The 14,702-nt window shown below is 59.9% G+C and carries 18 protein-coding genes; 4 read left to right on the plus strand and 14 right to left on the minus strand.

Translation table 11 applies throughout. From position 1 onward, the window contains the following. On the minus strand, positions 1-1,663 hold a 1,663-nt coding region (locus VIM98_RS20230), incomplete at its 3' end, for an ATP-binding protein (RefSeq protein ID WP_331994907.1). Further along, a complete protein-coding gene (locus tag VIM98_RS20235; RefSeq protein ID WP_331994908.1) occupies positions 1,660-2,343 on the minus strand; it encodes a response regulator transcription factor in 684 nt (227 codons plus the stop codon). The genes VIM98_RS20230 and VIM98_RS20235, both read right to left, overlap by 4 nt. Before the next feature lie 537 nt (positions 2,344-2,880). Here VIM98_RS20235 and VIM98_RS20240 point away from each other — a divergent pair. Continuing rightward, a complete protein-coding gene (locus tag VIM98_RS20240; protein WP_331994909.1) occupies positions 2,881-3,582 on the plus strand; it encodes a response regulator in 702 nt (233 codons plus the stop codon). 134 nt (positions 3,583-3,716) lie between these two features. Here the strand turns inward: VIM98_RS20240 and VIM98_RS20245 are convergent, their stop codons facing one another. Both VIM98_RS20245 and VIM98_RS20250 read right to left on the minus strand, forming a co-directional pair. Next, the gene (locus VIM98_RS20245) at positions 3,717-4,091 is read right to left on the minus strand and encodes a YciI family protein (protein WP_331994910.1); all 375 of its coding nucleotides are present in this window, start codon (positions 4,089-4,091) and stop codon (positions 3,717-3,719) included. Between the two features lie 83 nt (positions 4,092-4,174). Continuing rightward, on the minus strand, positions 4,175-4,588 hold the full coding sequence (locus VIM98_RS20250; RefSeq protein ID WP_331994911.1) for a hypothetical protein: 414 nt from the start codon (positions 4,586-4,588) through the stop codon (positions 4,175-4,177). Between the two features lie 192 nt (positions 4,589-4,780). Between VIM98_RS20250 and VIM98_RS20255 the strand changes: the two genes are divergently transcribed. Continuing rightward, a complete protein-coding gene (locus VIM98_RS20255; RefSeq protein WP_331994912.1) occupies positions 4,781-5,446 on the plus strand; it encodes an epimerase in 666 nt (221 codons plus the stop codon). Between the two features lie 8 nt (positions 5,447-5,454). On the opposite strand, the gene VIM98_RS20260 is transcribed toward VIM98_RS20255, so the two are convergent. After that, positions 5,455-6,303 (minus strand): hypothetical protein, encoded by an 849-nt coding sequence (locus VIM98_RS20260; protein ID WP_331994913.1) that lies wholly within the window; start codon positions 6,301-6,303, stop codon positions 5,455-5,457. 192 nt (positions 6,304-6,495) lie between these two features. Here VIM98_RS20260 and VIM98_RS20265 point away from each other — a divergent pair, with 192 nt between their 5' ends. Then, the gene (locus VIM98_RS20265) at positions 6,496-7,710 is read left to right on the plus strand and encodes a hypothetical protein (RefSeq protein WP_331994914.1); all 1,215 of its coding nucleotides are present in this window, start codon (positions 6,496-6,498) and stop codon (positions 7,708-7,710) included. Positions 7,711-7,811: 101 nt separating this feature from the next. Here the strand turns inward: VIM98_RS20265 and VIM98_RS20270 are convergent, their stop codons facing one another. Then, positions 7,812-8,447, minus strand: coding sequence for a DNA-3-methyladenine glycosylase (locus VIM98_RS20270; protein ID WP_331994915.1), 636 nt, complete (start codon positions 8,445-8,447; stop codon positions 7,812-7,814). 116 nt (positions 8,448-8,563) lie between these two features. Between VIM98_RS20270 and VIM98_RS20275 the strand changes: the two genes are divergently transcribed. Beyond that, positions 8,564-10,228 carry a PQQ-dependent sugar dehydrogenase gene (locus VIM98_RS20275; RefSeq protein ID WP_331994916.1) on the plus strand — a complete coding sequence of 555 codons (1,665 nt, stop codon included), beginning with the start codon at positions 8,564-8,566 and terminating at the stop codon, positions 10,226-10,228. 41 nt (positions 10,229-10,269) lie between these two features. Here VIM98_RS20275 and VIM98_RS20280 read toward each other — a convergent pair whose 3' ends face one another. The 8 genes from VIM98_RS20280 to VIM98_RS20315 all read right to left on the minus strand — a co-directional run. Beyond that, positions 10,270-10,671: a hypothetical protein gene (locus VIM98_RS20280; protein WP_331994917.1), complete on the minus strand. Its 402-nt coding sequence runs from the start codon at positions 10,669-10,671 to the stop codon at positions 10,270-10,272. A gap of 21 nt (positions 10,672-10,692) precedes the next feature. After that, complete coding sequence (locus VIM98_RS20285) at positions 10,693-10,932, minus strand: hypothetical protein (protein ID WP_331994918.1); 240 nt, start codon at positions 10,930-10,932, stop codon at positions 10,693-10,695. Then, entirely contained in the window at positions 10,929-11,615 is a 687-nt protein-coding gene (locus tag VIM98_RS20290; RefSeq protein ID WP_331994919.1) for a hypothetical protein, read from the minus strand. The genes VIM98_RS20285 and VIM98_RS20290 overlap by 4 nt, the downstream gene beginning before the upstream one ends. 124 nt (positions 11,616-11,739) lie before the next feature. Further along, on the minus strand, positions 11,740-12,306 hold the full coding sequence (locus VIM98_RS20295) for a hypothetical protein (protein WP_331994920.1): 567 nt from the start codon (positions 12,304-12,306) through the stop codon (positions 11,740-11,742). Beyond that, the gene (gene sctJ, locus VIM98_RS20300) at positions 12,296-13,111 is read right to left on the minus strand and encodes a type III secretion system inner membrane ring lipoprotein SctJ (protein WP_331994921.1); all 816 of its coding nucleotides are present in this window, start codon (positions 13,109-13,111) and stop codon (positions 12,296-12,298) included. The genes VIM98_RS20295 and sctJ overlap by 11 nt, the downstream gene beginning before the upstream one ends. A gap of 5 nt (positions 13,112-13,116) precedes the next feature. Then, positions 13,117-13,398, minus strand: coding sequence for a type III secretion system inner rod subunit SctI (gene sctI / locus VIM98_RS20305; RefSeq protein WP_331994922.1), 282 nt, complete (start codon positions 13,396-13,398; stop codon positions 13,117-13,119). A 76-nt stretch (positions 13,399-13,474) separates the two neighbouring features. Continuing rightward, positions 13,475-13,780, minus strand: a complete 306-nt coding sequence (locus tag VIM98_RS20310) for an EscF/YscF/HrpA family type III secretion system needle major subunit (protein ID WP_331994923.1) — start codon at positions 13,778-13,780, stop codon at positions 13,475-13,477. 28 nt (positions 13,781-13,808) lie between these two features. Next, on the minus strand, positions 13,809-14,702 hold an 894-nt coding region (locus VIM98_RS20315), incomplete at its 5' end, for a PrgH/EprH family type III secretion apparatus protein (RefSeq protein ID WP_331994924.1).

The following is a 14,702-nucleotide window of genomic DNA, read 5'->3' on the forward strand; positions in this document are numbered from 1 at the left end:
CGGCGGGCCCAGCCTCCTTCTGCAACGGTATCGCGGTCAGGCTCACGGGCAGTTCGAAGGCAACGGTCGTGCCCTCGCCCTCCTTGCTATCGAGCCAGATCGAGCCGCCCATCTGCTCGACCAGCTCGCGGCAGATGGTCAAGCCCAACCCTGTACCGCCGTAACGACGCGTCGTACTCGAATCGGCCTGCGTATACGCCTCGAACAAGCGCGCCTGTTGCGAGGGCGCGATACCGATGCCCGTATCGCTCACGCTTATATGCAGTCGGCCCTTGTCGCCAGTCAACGCTTCGAGACGTACGACGAGTTCGATCTGTCCTTCGTGCGTGAACTTGATCGCGTTGCCCAGCAGGTTCATCAAGATCTGGCGAACCCGCGTCGGGTCCACCATCGCACCCAGCGCACGCGGATTGTCTACGCTCACACGAATAGACAATGCCTTCTCGCGCGCCTTGACCCGAGCGATGTCGGTCGTTTCGCGCGCCAGCCGCTCGATATCGGTCGGCATCGACTCCAGATCGAGCTGATGCGCGTCGAGTTTGGACAAATCCAGGACATCGTCGAGCAAGCCGAGCAGCGATTCGGCCGCCGTCACCGCAGTCTGCGCAAGCTTGCGATTGTGCGGATCGTGCAAGGCCGGTTGCAGCATCTCGATCGATGCCAGCACGGCGTTCATGGGAGTGCGTATTTCATGACTCATCACCGCCAGGAAGCGCGATTTGGCCAGCTCGCTCACCTGGGCCCGGCGCCGCTCTACTTGGGCCCACCAGGCAAATAGCGCTAATAGCGCGATAGCAGCCGCCAGCAACGTCAGTTCCGTCTTACGGTAGATGATCAGGGAGGCCACGCTTGGCTTGCCATAGTCGGCGGCCTCGGCCCAGCGCTCGTAGATCACATCGGTCTCGCGCGCTGAAAGCGCCTCGAGCGATTTGGATACGATCGAGAACAGCAGCGGCTCTTCCTTGCGCACGGCCATCGACGCCGTGAGCGGCATGTCGTTGGCCACGCCCGATACGCTCAGACGGCCGACGTAGCGGCGGCGCAGCAAGGGCATGTACACCACATCGCTACCGATCGCCGCGTAGACATCGCCGCGCAGCGTCGATTCCAATACGTCGCGGGCCCCGGGAAAATCGACGAGCTCGACGTTGGGAAAACGGCCGCGAAGCTCATACTGATTGATGCCCCCGCCCCGTATGGCGACCTTCTTGCCATCCAGCTCGTGCAGGTTGAGGATCACCGGCTTGTTGGCCTGGGTAATCACCAGGGTGGGCGATGAGAAATACGGTGCGGTAAACAGCAACCGTTCGCGCGCCGGCCGATCGACCCGCAGAGGGACAGCATTCGGGAGCATGTCCGCCCGACCATCCAGCACGGCCTGCTCCGACTCCGTCCAGCTCTCCGTCGCAACGCGTTCGAACTTCAGACCTGAAACACGCGATATCGCCTCGAGATAACCCGACACCAGGCCGGCATAGCGGCCATTTTCCAGGTACTCCAGGGGAACGATACGGCTGTCCGAAGCAAACCGCACGACGGGATGGTCCTTGATCCACTGCCGTTCGGCGGAGGTGAAGTCCGGATCCGCCGCTATGGCAAGGCAGGGAAAAACCAATAGCGCCACCCAACCTAGCCGCAGCCACGCCGATGTCCGCCAGTTCATTTGCTTTCCAGCAAATGGCGAATCTTGAATAGCTCGCTATCGGTACGGATGCCCAGCTTGCGAAATGCCGCGCTCTTCTGCGCACTGATGGTGGTGATGCTGCGCGAGAACTTTGTCGCGATCTGACTGACCGACATGCCATCCAGATAACAGCGCAACACCTCGCGTTCGCGTGGCGAGAGCTTGATGTCGTCGGTCAATGCTCGCTCGCCGGTCACTTCGATCGCCGGTGCCGGCTTGTCTTTCTCCTCGGCGATTTCGTGAGCCATATCCTGGCTCAGGTAGGTCTTGCCGACCCCTACCGCACGGATGGCCGCGGCCAGCTCCTTGTAGCCCTGCGCCTTGCCGACGAAACCCTTGGCACCGGCCCGCATCGCCAATGCCACGGTGGCTGCGTTGTAGTGCGCCGAAACCACCAGCACCTTCGCGGCGGAAAATCGGACACGCAGCGCGCGAATAAGGTTCAGCCCATCGACCTCGCTAGGTCCGAGCGAATAGTCGACGACAAGCACGTCGACCCGATCGTTTTGCAATGCCGCAAACAGTTCCTGGCTCGTCGTGAAGCTGCCGACGACCTCGAAATAAGGCTCTTGGGCGAGCAACGCCTCCAGGCCGCGACGCACCACCTCGTGGTCGTCCAGAAGCATCAAGCGCAACGGCGAAATAAGCGAGCTTGACATGGTGTTTCCTCTGTACCGGCATGTCCGGCACCGCGCATGACGAGCCACGCACGGCATACAGCACGTTGAACAACTTGAATCAGCCCGTCCCTGGACTGCTATTGAACCGGGACAAAGGACGGCCTGACTGCCATCGTCTTTCATACCGGCCGCCGGCATGGCCTGCCGTGCTCAACCCTTAAGACTCCTTTGAAACATTCCAGTGACACATTCACTTGGACGTCGCGGAGCTTAACGGAGCTGGGCCAATTTCACATTAACCGCAAGCCCGTTTTGCCGAAAAGGCATCACGATCATAGTACAAGTCCTAATCGCTGACCCGAATGGACGATTGCTTTTTCGGATCGATTTTAGTTACTTCCTCGGACAGGTTGTCGATACTTTAGAACCAACGATGGGCCTGACATGGGAGGTTGGTGCCTTTGCCGATAGAACCGAATTTTTCGCCGCAGCGCAGAAACCGCCCAGGTACGGGTTCTTCCCGCGCCCGCACGCCGGGCCAGCCACGCCCGGCTGTTCAACCGGAGGGGAATGCTTATGACCGGTCATATCGCCACGCCCTTTATCGCGTCCTTGCTGACCCATCCCTTGCTACCTTGGATAAGCACCGCGCTCGAGTATCTTGTCGTCGCGGCATTGGCATGGTCGGCCAGCAGGCTCTTTATGTGCCGTGAGCGAGAGCCATACCCCGATCGCCCCCTGTTGGCTGCGTCGTCGGGCCACGAACTCTCATCGACGAATGGCAACTTGCCGGACGAAGCCGATGACACCCTGCCCGTGCTGGTCGAGGCGGTCCCCTTGATCGGCGTGAGCAACCCAGGGTACGACACCTCGGTGTTACTGATCGAAGGACACCGATCCACATCGGTTGCCATCGAAGGGCTACTGAGCAGTCTCGGGTATCGTGTCACGGCGGCGGCCCGCGGCGGTCAAGCGCTGGAAATTCTGCGCGATCGAGTGTTCGATCTGATCTTGCTCGATTGCAACCTTCCCGATACGAACGGCTATGCACTGACCCAGCGTATACGCGATCAACAACCGGGACGTCACACGCCGATCCTGGCGGTATCGTCCCATCGTCATCCGGCGCACAAGATGGCCTGCATGGATTGCGGCATGGACGGCGTACTGACCAAGCCGCTGCGGGCGACAGTGTTGCAGGCCGAATTCGGGCTTTGGCGTGGCTACGATCCAACCGCACCGAATGTTGTCGCGCCCTCCGATGTTTCTATGGACTGAGACCTCTTCGCCTCTGCCCAACCCTCCTCCCCGGCAAAACCGGAGGCGGGTTGAGGCGAGGGGACGAGCGCCGTACCCACAACCTTACCCTGCACGCCATCGTGGACCGAACCGCTGCGACGCGGCGACAAGCCTCATGCGCCAACACGCTCCCTGACCTTGGCCACATCGCGTACGGGGCGTACTTCAATGCAGCCTGTGCGCGCCCAGGGAAAGCTCGACGCGATCTTCACCGCCTCGTCCAGGCTATCGGCCTCGATCAGATTGAAGCCTGCCAGGTACTCCTTGGTTTCGGCAAACGGGCCATCCAGCACCGAGAGTTTGTCGCCGCGCACACGCAGAGATTTAGAGCGCACAGGTGCCTCCAGCTGCTGCGAATCGAGCAGACAACCCTCCGCTCGCAGCTCATCGGCATGCTGCAGACAGCCGCGCATCAGGGTGTCGAATTCTCCATCCGGCAGTGCGTCGAGCAGGCTGTCGTCACTGTAGATCATCATCAGAAACTTCATTCCGAGACCTCTTCCGATCGCCCTTGGCGGCAACGCCGACGATATGCAAACGATTAATGGAGGTTAACTTGTTAACAATAATACTAGCTTGTCAAGTAAACGAATGGCATTATCCGACACGCCAACCGCTGCACGGTGCAGCGAAGGCTCATCGACATGGGGATAACCATGGCCACGGCAAAGAAAGCTACTGCAAAGAGAGCCGCGAAAAAGGCGGCACGTAAATCCACGGCGAAAAAGGCCGCGAAGAAGGCAGTCAGGAAAACCGTGAGGAAGGCTGCTGCAAAGAAAACCGTGCGTAAAACCGCACGTAAAGCAGCAAAGAAAACCGCAAGAAAGACAGCAAGAAAGACAGCTCGCAAAGCAACCCGCAAGACCGCGAGCAAGCGTCCGGCAGCCAAGAAAACGGCCCGGAAAGCAACAAAGAGGTCCACTGCCAAGAAGACCACTGCCAGAAAGCGGACTGCCAAGCGCGCCGTAAAGAAGGCAGCTCGCAAGACTGCTCGTCGGGGCTGAGCATCACGCTCCTGACGGCTTGAACCAAAGGCGCATGGATGCCGATCGACTTAGTCGACGACATCCATGCGACCTTTCCTCGGTCACGGACGGCCCGGCATCGAGCATCGCGACATACTCGCGAGAGGGGTTTGCCACCCCTTGCGATGCCCACCACCGGACATCGATCCCCTATGAAAGTCATTCTGTTCGGCGGCAGCGGCATGGTCGGCCAGGGCGTGCTGCGCGAATGCCTGCTCGCTGGCGACGTCGATGAAGTGCTCGCGATCGGCCGCGCGCCAATGGCAAACCGGCATGCCAAACTCAAAGATCTGGTATGCCCCGACCTGTTCGACTATCGCGATGTCGAGGCGCAACTGAGCGGCTACGACGCCTGCTTTTTTTGTCTGGGGGTTTCCGCGGCCGGGCTTGATGAGGCTGCTTATTCTCATCTGACCTACGACCTGACCCTGGCGGCGGCGCAAACACTGGCCGCTCACAATCCGAACATGACCTTCATCTATGTCTCCGGCGCGGGCACCGACAGCACCGAGCAGGGACGCAGCATGTGGGCACGGGTTAAAGGGCGCACCGAAAACGCGCTGCAGCAGCTACCGTTCAAGGCGGTATATCTGTTTCGTCCCGGCATCATCCAGCCTATGCACGGCGTGCGCTCGAAAACAGGCTGGTACCAGACGTTCTACAGCATCATGCGCCCGTTCTTTCCGCTCCTGCGTGCGGTGTCGCCACGCATGCTCAGTACCGAGCTGGTCGGCCGCGCCATGCTGGCTGCCGCGCGACACGGCGCACCCAAGACAGTACTCGAATCGAACGACATCTACGCGCTGGCTCAGTCCTGATTTGGCACTCAGGCATGCCCCGATGCGCCCTTGGCAGGCGCCAGCCACAACCGTTGATGCGCCAGATCCATGGTAATCACCCAGCGCTTGAGGATCGGCGCACCGATATTGCCGTCGATCGCCAGGTCCATGATCTGCGCATCGGCTTTCAGTGGCATGCCACCGCCCAGGCTTGCCGTCAGCGGCTGCTTGCCCTTGGCGGACGGGTCGAGCCCGAGCGCCGCCGCGACCGGGCGATTGACGATGACATAGCCATCGCTGCCGCAATCGAGCTCCATCCATAAACGAGCCTTTGACGTATCGATCGCGACAAAAGGCGTGAGCGACCGCCCGCCGACTTCGCGCCCGATCCGCATCGGCACTTCGCGGGCCGTCTTAGTCCGCTCGGCCAAGCTACGTGGCGTCTCGACGATCAACTTGCCGCCAGCAAGATCGAGGGTAATGGCTCGGTCGGCGAAGGCATCGAGTGGCACCGATCCGGTGAGCGGCGGCGCGTCCTTGGGCAGCAGATGGGTGAAATCCCACACCCCGGCCGACTCCACCCGCAAGCCTATTCCCTGCGCGGACAAAGACACGTTGTCGCAACGGGGCAAGTCGAGGCGATCGCCGCGCATGCGAAAACCGGTCATCTGCCCCCACGGCTGGCACCCGAGCGCCTTGGCCGTGTCCGGCATCACCACCGTCAGCCCGCCAGCGGTATCGAGCAGGAATGTTGTCGGCTTGCCGCCGATATCTATCTTCAAGGAAGGCACGGCCCCGAGATACATCGTCAGCGGAATCTCGACAGGACGCTCAGCGGCATAAACCGGTATGCAGAGCGACAGGTACGACATAAGCGCAAGTGCACGAAGGAACATGAGCGTCCTTAGGATAGGGCCACAACGATGGTAGAGGAGATCGCCCCGGGTGTCCGCCTGACTTCCTGCACAGGCTATCCCTGCTCACCTCTGCAGTCTGTGCGCTCGCCGAACGCTTGGCCGAAATCTGAAAGCACTTCAGCACCCTTGTTCATAGCATGGAACATCCTCTCCCCACCTAGGATCTCATCCATGCCTCACGTCAGTGGCGTATCGAGTGTAATGACACTTGGCTCCGCGGTTGTTCATGCCGTGCAGAAGGCTGGCACCGGCATCGCTAAAGCTTTCAAAAGCCTCTTCAACGTCCCCAAGGAGTCTTTTGCTGCTAACCGCGGCGCGAAGTCCACCAATGCTCAATACACGCCATTAGCCACCTCAGATAGTCTAGAGAAAGGATTTGTCAAAGCTCATAATTACAAGGCCGATCCCTATGTACCGCCCCTGCGCACGGAGCATCAGGTACAGAGTGGGGAAGCACAGTACATAGCATCCCGGTGCGCATTATGGATGTATGACGGCATCGCGGAGGAACACGATTTCCGAAAATGCCTCAATGCCACGGTGAAGCTCAGTCCTGAATACCGGCGCGAGCCACTTGAGCATATGGTTCGTGCCGCCGAAATACTGCGTAGCGACCGTGTGTTTTCCATTGCGAACGATTCGCGCGCTCTCGACCAACTCCCCGAGAACGAGAGGTCGAAGTTCGATAATCTGTATGCTGCGCTACTAACTCGAGCAAGCCGGTCGAGTTATTACAGCCCGCTGACTATCGAACAGTTCAACACCCTGGCTGACAGCATCGATAAGCTCGCCCCAGAATTGCGCAGTGGTCCACTAAAAAACCTGGGCTATACCATCCTCCATCTACCGGATGAAAGGACTTTTGACGGCTACGATCGCTTCAGGAGTGCATGTGAAAAAATTCCGGAAGAACAACGAAATGGCCTTGCTGGCATCTACGAAGCCGGCCTGAACCGCAACCGGTCGGAGCTTAAAGATTGGGAAAGCGGCGCCATCGGCAAGATCTGGAATCACATCGAAGGGCTGGAGGCATCGCATGACATCAAGCGCTGGGGCGCTTTAGCCGATCAGTACGGATTGACGCACACGGGCAAGGAAGAAATCCGCAACACCGTCATCAAAAAATATGTCAGCCCGGCCGTACTGAATGGCGCGAACGTCGCAAACACGCTGGAACGCCATGGCCTGAACGACAAAGAATCTCTTGTCAGCGTTAGCGAAACAGCACTTATGGGCGAGAAACTGCTTTCTTCCCTTAAGACGTGCAACGATTACTTAGCTGTAGCAAATGAATATGGAATTGTTGAAAAGAACGCTTTGAAAAAAATGAGCAGCATGGCCGACAGCTTCTACCAGGAACGCAAAACGGCACCAGATGCCCGGTAATCCACTGTACGACCTTTCCGTCGGCATAGCCAAGGAAGGACCGTGCGATCTGGCTCCCTCATACGTCGCCGGATTTGAAAGCTCACATGGAACGCACGATGCTACGCCGACCTGCCTGGCCCTCGCGAAACATAGGGATTGTCTGGGACAACCCAGCGCCACGGCAGCTCCACCGCACGCGTAATACCGATGCGTGGCAAGCCGCGATTGCGCCGGGGTGGCGGCTTACCGTCATCGAGCAATTGAATGCGTGCCGCCGGTGCCAGCAAATCCTGGCCCGAATCGGCGCCAGCGATGCCCAGGGCCTGGGTCAGCCGGCCGGGGCCACGACACAGGTCACGATCGATCACGCGCGGCCCGCGCGCCTGGCGCATCGCCGCCAGGCCGGCCACAGGCTCCAGGGCACGCAGCAGCACTGCCGAGCCCACGCCCTCAGGGGCACAGACGATGTTGACGCACCAGTGCATGCCGTAGGAGAAATACACATAAAGGTGTGCCGGCTCGCCGAACATCACCGCATTGCGCGACGTGCGCCCGCGAAACGTGTGTGCAGCCGCATCGCGGGCTCCTTCATACGCCTCCACTTCGACGATGCGCCCGGCGCGGCCGTCTGCGGTTACGAGCAGCTTATTGAGCAAGCGTGGTGCCAGCACGGCCGCATCGGCAGCAAAGAACTCGCGCGGCAACGGTTCGCCGAGCGGCTTGGCGTCGGAATACGATATATCGACGAGCCGCATGCGACGGACGCCACGTTCCGGGAGAGAGAAACCAATCGTATCAAAAGATTCATTTGAACCCGTAGAGAGCTGGGACTACCTTGGCGAGTCGCCATGCTTGGTGGGGAGCCATGCTTATGAAATCGACCTGTCCGAATCGACCGTTTGCATCAGGCATGGCTCTGGTCATGCTGCTTGCCACGATGCCCCTTGGTGCGTTCGCGCAAAATGCGGCCAATCTACAAGATGCCCCCGCTGCGGATGCCGCGGCGAAGAACCCTTACGCCGGACAGCGTGCCGCCATCGATGCCGGCCGCGCGCTGTTTGCCGCCGATTGCGCCGGCTGCCACGGCGCGTCTGCCCAGGGCAACGGCAATGTGCCTGCCCTGACCACGGCACGCGTCAAGCAGGCTCCGGCCGGCGCCTTGTTCTGGTTTATCACACACGGAAGCATCAATAACGGCATGCCGGCCTGGAGCGCTCTCCCGGACATACAGCGCTGGCAACTGGTGGCCTATCTGCAGTCGTCCGAGGCCGGTGCCGCTACTGTCGGCGCCGCGCAGGCCGCCGCACCCACCGCGGGCGACTGGCCGGCACCGATGCCACCCTTCACCGATTTCCGTTACGAAGCGCCTGGCAAGACACGCAAGATCACCCCTGCCGATCTACCGGTACCGTTCGCGACGCCCTCGGCAGGCAATGCCCCGCAGGTCGTCGCGCGCCCTGCCGATGCCTGGCCCAAGGCGCCTCCGGGCTTCAAAGTCGAACTATTCGCGACCGGATTGCACAACCCACGCTTGATACGTACCGCACCCAACGGCGATGTATTCGTTGCCGAAACGCATGCGGGCCAGTTGCGCATCTTGCGCGGCAGCACGCCAGACGGGCATGTGAAGGAAATGCACGTCTTCGCCACCGGCCTCAACGAACCGTTCGGCATCGCCTTCTATCCCGCGGGGCCCAATCCGCAATGGATCTATGTCGGAAATACCGACGAGGTCGTGCGCATTCCCTACCGGAACGGTGACGTACAGGCGCGCGGCAAGCCCGAACACATCGCTGACCTGCCACATAGCCATGGCGGTCACTCCACCCGCGATGTGCGCTTTTCACTCGACGGCAAGCGCATGTACGTATCGGTAGGCTCGGCATCGAACGTGGACGATCCGGACACCACGCCGGGCGAAAAGCATCGCGCCAATATCCTGGTGTTCCGTCCCGACGGTTCGGACGAGCAGGTCTTCGCCTCGGGCATTCGCAACCCGGTCGGCCTGGCAGTGGATCCCAAGAGCGGCGAGCTGTGGTGCTCGACCAACGAGCGCGACGGGCTGGGCGACAATCTGGTGCCCGACTACATTACTCACGTACAGGAAGGCGGCTTCTACGGCTGGCCGTGGTGGTACATCGGCGCACACCAGGATCCGCGGCATGCCGGCAAACACCCGGAACTGGCAAGCAAGGCCATCGTGCCCGATGTCCTGCTTAACCCGCACAATGCTTCGTTGCAATTGACCTTCTACGACGGCGAGCAGTTTCCTGCCGACTATCGCGGCGATATCTTTGCTGCCGAGCATGGCTCATGGAACCGATCGGCACGAGTCGGTTATGAGGTAATACGTGTACCGCGCCATGGCGGTTCGCGAGCCAGTGGCGAATATCAGGATTTCCTTACCGGCTTTGTGTTGCCCAATGGACAGGCCTGGGGGCGACCTGTCGGTGTCACGGTAGCCGCCGACGGTTCGCTACTGGTGAGCGACGATGGCGGGCAAGTCGTTTGGCGGGTGAGCCATGCGGCTCGATGAGTTGAGCCCAGTCGCGGCACAACCGACAGCAAAGCATCCCTTCATTCCCAGTGCAGAAGCAACACCTCGATGTCCTCCCGATGTTTTTTTGCCAAGTTCCCCTTCGACTTGATACGCACGAATGCGTAGACAAGCTGCCTGACAGACCTCATATTTTCATCGGGTGCCGGCTTTGACAGCTGGACTGCGGGCCGATCGACCGCCTCGCTGACCGGGGCCGTCCAGATCACGGGCCGTCGAAGTTCCATCGGACAGCTCTCGACATAAGGCGGCGTAGCCTGAGTTTCCGGCTCTTCATCCATGAGCTCGTCGCAGGCACCACGCATCCCTACGTTCCAGATCGCAATCAAGTACGGCAGACCATACCCATGGGCACGGGTACCGCATATGCCGATAGCAATCGGCGAACTACCAGAGAACGGGCTGGACCCGATAGTAGACACGTGCGCTCCCCGCTGCGGTGCTCAGATCGAAAAATCCAGCGGCTCGTCTTCCGGGTCGCCGAATAACATGCGCTCACTGAAATCGAGCATGACGAACTTGAAGATCGCGTCTTCCATGATCTCTTTAACCGGGACAGGCTTCGAGTGATCGATCGGTTTCTTCCCTTCCACGCTCACGCGTTCCGACAGCGGGACAATGCGCTCTTCCGAGCGGTTGAAAGACTTCGACGACGACAACGCTTCTACGGGCAATAAATTCACCGATATTCTCCTATGGATTTGAAGCGGCTACGTCGTTCGCCCTCGAGTGCAGCCTTGCAAACGTGCTCGACGTAGGCGTCGGCAGTACGGGCGAGACTTTCCTTCAATGCACGATTCCGTAGCAGCGGCTCTGCTTCCTTAAGTAACTCGCGTTCCGGGTCGAATTCGAAAACCAGTTTGCCGAGTTCGAGCAGAGGGTGCACGACATCGTCCAGGCGCAGCTCGACACACCGCATAGATGGCAGTTCGGTCAAGGCGGCCAATAGATCGTCGCGTCCGCGCGGCAGTCGAAGCAAGGCACGCTCCGTCGGGGCTTCCGCAGACATGGCGCAACAGTGCGCTATAAGCGCCGCCTCCATGCCTACCTGACCGAATGTCTCCTGGACAAGAATGCGCAGGCGCGCCACCGCCGCATCCACCAGTGCACGCTCCTGACTGAGCAGATCCATGGCTTGCGGGATGAATGCCGCCATGGCATCGGCGTAGCCATGTGCGTAGCCTTGCGCCATGGCGTGCCGTGTTATGTCTTGCGCCTGCTCTTTCGCCGTCTTCAGTAAAGTGTCCGCACGCTTGCGCGCGATGTGCTCCAGTTGCTCGGCACGGGATGCGCTCGCTATGGCAGAAGCCGGAATGACACCCTCGACGGCGTAGCTGGCTGCGGTACTTGCGATGGCTCGCAACATGAAGCGGACACTCCAGGAATGAAGAGGTACTTAGCTCGTAGAAGCAGCTTCAGCCACGAACTGCCAGGCAATGTGCCATATGTTCGCGACTGCAGCCGCTCCCACAGAATTTGATAGATTGTCGTCAATGACATAATTCGCGATGATTCGCGGCGTAAGTCAGCGCGCTCCAAAAACACGTAAAATCAAAATCGCCATGTCCGGATGCGGGCAATGGCTCGCCATGAGAACGCGCAAACAACAAGGGCAAGCGTGCTGACATCCAGGCTGGAAGCAGCGTGGGCAGGCCCTCCATGAGATACGCACCGCCACGCGCCACCCAGGCATCCTTGTCTCTGTCCATGTCTTCCGCCAATGGCGTGGCTTCACTGAAACCCAAGGCGAGAAACCCATGAACAAGCGCGGGCAAACGCATGAACTGCCGGTCGGCAGCGAGATGGGCTCGCCATTTCGCACAGGCGACCAGATAGGCGGCGTCTGGCAAAGCATGCCAACGCTCCAGGATACGCCGGGCATGCGTGCCTAGCAGGGCACCTATCGCCTTTTCGCCAAAAGGCAACGCGTGGCGGGTAAGCAGATGCGCGTTCAAGGCAACACGCTGTTGCGCGCTTAGATGTGGCAGGCTGCGACGCCAAGGGCGATAGTAGCCGACTGGGTCATACATGACCCGGATGGCCGGATCAATCAGCATGTGCCGATGCCTCTTTCGCTTTCGAACGGGTCGCACGCGCCCAGCGTCCGCGCCAGCGTTCCTTGGCGGCCGCGCTGGCGGCTTTTCGCCAGTAGACAACGGCGATGCCGACCAAGAGACCGAGAACAAGCAGCGCAACGCCTAGCCAAAGCCAGACATCGGAAGCTACTTGGCGATCGGCCTGCGTGGCATTCAACCGTCGCGGCGGCGCGGCTTCAGAAAGGATCACCGATACGTTGTCGTAATCCACTTGCACGAAGGCATTACGCAGGAAGCGCTTGACTGACTGCAACAGCACCTGCGTATCCACGCCAGCTTCATGGACCACCACCGCTGCGACGTGCATGGCTGGCTCACGCGGTTGCAGGCGGCTCGACGATGCAGTGGCGTCATAGCTCACATGCACACGCGCGGTCTTGACGCCTTCGATGACCGCCAACGATTCCTCCAGGCGTTGCTCGATTGCCGACAAAAGGCGTGCGCGCTCACTGGTCGGTGTATTGACCATGGCGTCGGCAGGAAACGCCTGGGATACCTGCAAGCGCGATGCCGAAGGCAGATCTTCTCGCTGCACCAGCTCGATGGCCTCGGGCAAATCCGACGAAGCGACACGCACCACGAACCCACTCTTGCCAAGGTTATGCTTCTCGGCAGGAATGTTATGACGCAGTAACACAGCAACGACTTCATTGGCCTGGCGCTCATCCAACCTTTCCAACAGAGGGGACTGCGTGCAAGCAACCAACAACATGCAGCATGCCAGCCATGCGAGACCACGACCCACACAACGAATGGGGTATCGCATGGCGATCAGGAGCTCAAGAGATTCTTGATGCCATCGGTCGCATGCTTGGCCAAGGCAGCGGTGATGGACATCTGCTTGGAGTATTCTTGGAGTAAGACCTGCAGGCGGAACAATTGCTCCGGATTGGTCACCACCTCGACATTCGTGCTTGCCGCTTCGATGGCGCCACGCGTTGCTCCGGCATCGACATACTCGCGCGCCAATGCGGCGGTGAAGCGTGCATCGAGCGACATTGGGCTTTCCATGCCGTCGTTCATACCGGGGGCGGCAATCATTGAGACTTGCATATGAGATTCCTTTCTCCGCGATGGTTCGCGCTACCGACCCTTTGCCTGGTAGCGCTTCCAGTGCCATGGGTGAGCATCAAGTCAAGTTGCGAACGTTACCCTTGACCAAATCCGCCAGATTCTTGGAAGAGTTGGACTGCGCCATGCGATACATATTGTATTCTTGCAAGGCGGACTGATATTTCACCAACGCCTCGGGATCGGCGGGATTTCCATGCAACACTTCCAACGCCTTGGCGAGCTCGCCCTTTAAGTCGCTGACACCTTGATTGAATCCGCGAGCATGGACGGTCAACCAACCGTTCCAATTGCCGTAGGTCTGCTCGCCACCATCGAACAGCGGCGGGTCGTCTGCAATCATAGGATTTGCGAATAGTGACATAATGATGTCCTTGTAAGATTTCTGTTTACTACGGCGCGCCTTTCGGGACGGCGCGCAAGGCATCCCAACGACCCTCACCTACCGAGAGCAACTGGCCGGGGGAATACTGATAGGATCGCCCCTTCAGCAGGTCGTCCCATAACCGGATATTGATCGCTACGCGCCGCCTGCCCCAGTAGTTGCCGAACTCATCGGCATAGCGACTCATGGCGTGCAATGCGGCATCGTCGAGGAACACATCATTGGAGATGCTGGAACGCGCACCGGTCATATCTACGCGCGTAGAGATACCCATCAGGCGCAAGCGATCGCGAGCAATAGCGATCAAGCGTGCATCGCCAATGCTTTCCACTTTGATCGATCGTGCGTAGGGAGCCGCCTCGCCGAGTATTTCATTGACGCGACGTTTGACCGATTCGGTAACGATCAGGTCGCCCCCAAGCACGACTTCCGGCGCACCTGGATCGCTCAGGCGAATCACTACGTAGTCCAGACCTGCAGCGGTCAGCCGCTGCCCCAGTCGAGTGGCCTCTTGTGTGCGTTCCAGAAAGACATCGTCGCGGCGATGCAGGCGCTCGCTGGCACGTCGCCCCCAGGCAACGCCTATGGCTTTATCGGCGAAAGCATAAAGGCGGCCGTCGCTGCCGTAGACGACATCGTAGTCCACCGGTGCGCCGGCCAGACTGCCGATAAGGCCGCGTACGCGAGTTTCAGGCACAAAATGATGGCGATACCAATACCCTGTCGACAACACGATGGCGGCTGCGGCGACCGCCGCAGCGAACCAGAAGGGCTTGCTCGAGGTCTGCCGCCGAACGCGCGACACCAAAGGTGTGCGCACCTGCAAGGCACGTTGCGGCGGACGGAAATCCAGCACCTCCGGCGACCACGTACCTTCCGCTTCGCGCCAAGCGAGGTACAC

It is taken from the genome of Dyella sp., assembly GCF_036568765.1.
Classification (GTDB): Bacteria; Pseudomonadota; Gammaproteobacteria; order Xanthomonadales; family Rhodanobacteraceae; genus GSA-30.

Bases quoted from the DNA above. Each gene is read 5' to 3' on its own strand.
- VIM98_RS20235 (WP_331994908.1), bottom strand. From the start codon at position 2,343: ATGTCAAGCTCGCTTATTTCGCCGTTGCGCTTGATGCTTCTGGACGAC.
- VIM98_RS20240 (WP_331994909.1), top strand. From the start codon at position 2,881: ATGACCGGTCATATCGCCACGCCCTTTATCGCGTCCTTGCTGACCCAT.
- VIM98_RS20245 (WP_331994910.1), bottom strand. From the start codon at position 4,091: ATGAAGTTTCTGATGATGATCTACAGTGACGACAGCCTGCTCGACGCA.
- VIM98_RS20255 (WP_331994912.1), top strand. From the start codon at position 4,781: ATGAAAGTCATTCTGTTCGGCGGCAGCGGCATGGTCGGCCAGGGCGTG.
- VIM98_RS20260 (WP_331994913.1), bottom strand. From the start codon at position 6,303: ATGTTCCTTCGTGCACTTGCGCTTATGTCGTACCTGTCGCTCTGCATA.
- VIM98_RS20265 (WP_331994914.1), top strand. From the start codon at position 6,496: ATGCCTCACGTCAGTGGCGTATCGAGTGTAATGACACTTGGCTCCGCG.
- VIM98_RS20270 (WP_331994915.1), bottom strand. From the start codon at position 8,447: ATGCGGCTCGTCGATATATCGTATTCCGACGCCAAGCCGCTCGGCGAA.
- VIM98_RS20275 (WP_331994916.1), top strand. From the start codon at position 8,564: ATGAAATCGACCTGTCCGAATCGACCGTTTGCATCAGGCATGGCTCTG.
- VIM98_RS20290 (WP_331994919.1), bottom strand. From the start codon at position 11,615: ATGTTGCGAGCCATCGCAAGTACCGCAGCCAGCTACGCCGTCGAGGGT.
- VIM98_RS20295 (WP_331994920.1), bottom strand. From the start codon at position 12,306: ATGCTGATTGATCCGGCCATCCGGGTCATGTATGACCCAGTCGGCTAC.
- sctJ (WP_331994921.1), bottom strand. From the start codon at position 13,111: ATGCGATACCCCATTCGTTGTGTGGGTCGTGGTCTCGCATGGCTGGCA.
- sctI (WP_331994922.1), bottom strand. From the start codon at position 13,398: ATGCAAGTCTCAATGATTGCCGCCCCCGGTATGAACGACGGCATGGAA.
- VIM98_RS20310 (WP_331994923.1), bottom strand. From the start codon at position 13,780: ATGTCACTATTCGCAAATCCTATGATTGCAGACGACCCGCCGCTGTTC.